Consider the following 3,138-nt stretch of genomic DNA (forward strand, 5'->3'; position numbering starts at 1 on the left):
TCGCAAACTAAACGTAAAGGGAAAGTTCAAACTAGATTTGAGCCGACTTATTAGAGGCGAAATGAGCAGCGCCCATTAGAATTAGGCTTTGGTCTAAGGCTATGCAAGAATCCCCGTGTCTTTAGACATCGGGAGTGTCAATAGATTCATCAAGAGAGTCTCTGGTATTCGATCGCCTCCGTCACCTTCTGTCTCTGGCTGACAACGAGTACCATCAAAGCAGATGGAATGGGTGAGGACCGTTGCCACCCAATCAATCAACAGCGAGGATCTCAGGCCAGCAGCCTGTCCAATAAAAACCTACCTTGTAAACCCGAAAAGGAAAAATAGCATCATGGGATTGTTTGATCGCATTAGCCGAGTTGTCAGAGCCAATCTTAACGATATAGTCAGCAAAGCAGAAGACCCAGAAAAAGTCCTAGAGCAATCTATTATCGATATGCAGGAAGACTTGGTGCAGTTGCGCCAAGCCGTCGCTAGTTCCATTGCCAACCAAAAACGCACTCAGAAACAGTACGAGCAGGCCAACAACGAAGCCAATACTTGGCAAAGTCGCGCCCAACTCGCCCTCCAAAAAGGGGATGAAACTCTCGCCCGCGAAGCCCTCGTTCGTAAAAAATCCAACGCTGAAACCGCTGCCATGTTAAAAAACCAACTGGATGGGCAGTTGGGTCAGGTTGATAACCTCAAGCGGAATTTAATCGGTTTGGAAAGCAAGATTTCTGAAGCGAAAACTAAGAAAAATATGCTCAAAGCTCGGGCGCAAGCGGCCAAGGCGAACGAACAGCTTCAAAATACCCTCGGTTCGATCAACACGGGTGGCTCAATGGCAGCGTTCGAGCGGATGGAAGAAAAGGTGCTGCAAATGGAAGCCCGCTCTCAAGCGGCTTATGAAATTGGCGGCACGAATCTGGAAAATCAGTTCGCGCAATTGGAGGCGGGAAGTGATGTGGATGATGAACTCTCTGCCATGAAAGCTCAACTCACCGGCGCATCTGGGGCTCAAAGTCAACTACCCAGCGCCGGAGAAAGCAGCGCTCCCAAAACCGCTGTGGATGACGAATTGGAACAGTTGCGATCGCAACTCAATGACGGTTAATTAAACCCCGACTTCCCGGGCTTTGCCCTATTTTTCCACAACTTCCTGTCCTGGCCTGGTCTTTACTTTAGACTATGGCTTCTTCTACTCAGGGAGTTGTGGTTTTTCTATATCCCCCCCATCCCCCCGATCTCCCTGTCACCCAGTGACTTCCCTGCTGTAAAATAATCCCAGTTTAATAAAATTGAGCGATCGCCACGACCGTTGGATTTCCGATGGCTTGGGTTGGCGATCGCCTAGTACCTGATATTTGAAAGCGGTGGGCATGAGTAGCATTATCAAAGTCACAGATACTGAGTTTGGACCCGAAGTAGAACAAGCAACAACCCCAGTATTGGCCTATTTTTGGGCCAGTTGGTGTGGGCCTTGCCGATTGGTCTCCCCCTATATAGACTGGGCAGCATCAGAATATGGCGATCGCCTCAAAGTCCTTAAGCTAGAAGTCGATCCCAATCCTGAATCGGTGAAAAAGTGCGGCGTTGAAGGCGTACCAGCAATCCGAGTATTTAAAGATGGGGCGATCGTAGAATCCTTTGAAGGAGCCATTACCAAACAGGCATTAGCCACCCTAATCGACGCCCATCTATAACAACCCATTTGGATTCCCGAACCGGACGTAGGTAAACCGGATTCCGGATTCGTTGCACTCCATCAGCTTCTCACCCGTTAATCATCATGCAGTTTGCTAACCGTTTAGAACCCCTGCGTTCCAATGTCTTTGCAGATATGGATAACGCCAAAGCTAAGGCAAAAGCCGCAGGATTGAAGGTCATTGACTTATCATTGGGGTCCTCGGACCTCCCCCCGGCAGCCCATATCATTGAGGCGATCGCCTCATCTTTACCCGATCGCAACTCTCACGGCTACGTCCTCTTTCACCGCACCCAAGCCTTTCGCGAAGCTGCCGCCCAGTGGTACCACCAGCGCTATGGCATTGCAGTAGACCCCCAAACTGAAGTCCTAGCCTTAATTGGCTCCCAGGAAGGCACCGCTCATTTACCCTTAGCCATTTTAAATCCCGGAGATTTTGCCCTCCTCATGGATCCGGGCTATCCCTCCCATGCCGGTGGGGTGTATTTAGCCAGTGGTCAAATTTATGGGATGCCCCTGCGGGAAGAAAACGGATTTTTGCCCGTTTTTGAGGAGATTCCCCCAGCGGTTCTCAATCAAGCACGGATGATGGTTTTGAGCTATCCTCACAACCCCACCACCGCTATTGCTCCCCTGTCGTTTTTCCAAGAAGCGGTTGCCTTTTGCCAGAAACATCAGTTAGTCCTGGTTCACGACTTTCCCTATGCCGACTTAGTATTTGATGCTCAGATTTCCGTCCCCTCCATCCTGCAAGCGGACCCGGAAAAAACCGTTTCCATCGAGTTTTTTACCTTGTCCAAATCCTATAATATGGGCGGATTGCGGGTTGGGTATGCCATTGGGAATCCCGAACTGATTAAAGCCCTGCGTCAAGTCAAGGCGGCAGTGGATTTCAATCAATATCAGGGCATTCTCGACGGGGCGATCGCCGCCCTCACAGGTCCCCAAGACACCGTAGCCGAAATGACCAGCATCTTCCACAACCGTCGGGATGCCTTCGTCAACGCCCTCCATCGCATCGGCTGGCAAGTGCCAATGCCCGAGTCTACCATGTATGTTTGGGCAAAACTTCCCCCGCAGTGGGCCAACAATTCCATCGGCTTTTGTATTCAGATGGTCGAAAAAACTGGCATAGCCGCCTCTCCCGGTTCCGGATTTGGCAAAATGGGTGAAGGGTATGTCCGTTTTGCCTTAGTTTGGGATCCGCCAGTATTAGAAGAAGCGGTGAAACGAATTGCCCAGTTTTTGAATTCATAATTTTACCGAGAATCGGCGTAAAGCCCCCGGATTTATCCGTGGGGATATGATCCGACCGTGTTAAAATAGTAAAAGCGAGTAAGAATAATCATCTGCGTGATTATTGTATTCTAGTCTTCGGTGAAATTCCGGCACAGTAAGTCACTACTGCCTTGAGCCGCCAGCCTATACAACTGACAAGCAATATCAGA

At 49.8% G+C, this 3,138-nt stretch carries 4 protein-coding genes; 3 read left to right on the plus strand and 1 reads right to left on the minus strand.

What is annotated here, in order from left to right; translation table 11 throughout:
• Positions 1-334: 334 nt before the first annotated feature.
• The gene (locus J0895_RS08350; protein WP_207087647.1) at positions 335-1,099 is read left to right on the plus strand and encodes a PspA/IM30 family protein; all 765 of its coding nucleotides are present in this window, start codon (positions 335-337) and stop codon (positions 1,097-1,099) included.
• Between the two features lie 138 nt (positions 1,100-1,237).
• Here J0895_RS08350 and J0895_RS26310 read toward each other — a convergent pair whose 3' ends face one another.
• Entirely contained in the window at positions 1,238-1,366 is a 129-nt protein-coding gene (locus J0895_RS26310) for a hypothetical protein (RefSeq protein ID WP_277989804.1), read from the minus strand.
• On the opposite strand from J0895_RS26310, the gene J0895_RS08355 reads away from it, so the two are divergent.
• A complete protein-coding gene (locus J0895_RS08355) occupies positions 1,365-1,688 on the plus strand; it encodes a thioredoxin family protein (protein WP_207087648.1) in 324 nt (107 codons plus the stop codon). The two genes, J0895_RS26310 and J0895_RS08355, sit on opposite strands and share 2 nt — an antisense overlap.
• Positions 1,689-1,774: 86 nt before the next feature.
• The gene (locus J0895_RS08360; protein WP_207087649.1) at positions 1,775-2,947 is read left to right on the plus strand and encodes an LL-diaminopimelate aminotransferase; all 1,173 of its coding nucleotides are present in this window, start codon (positions 1,775-1,777) and stop codon (positions 2,945-2,947) included.
• Positions 2,948-3,138: the final 191 nt, after the last annotated feature.

The sequence above is a fragment of the Phormidium pseudopriestleyi FRX01 genome (assembly GCF_017313335.1).
Lineage (GTDB): Bacteria > Cyanobacteriota > Cyanobacteriia > Cyanobacteriales > Laspinemataceae > Laspinema > Laspinema pseudopriestleyi.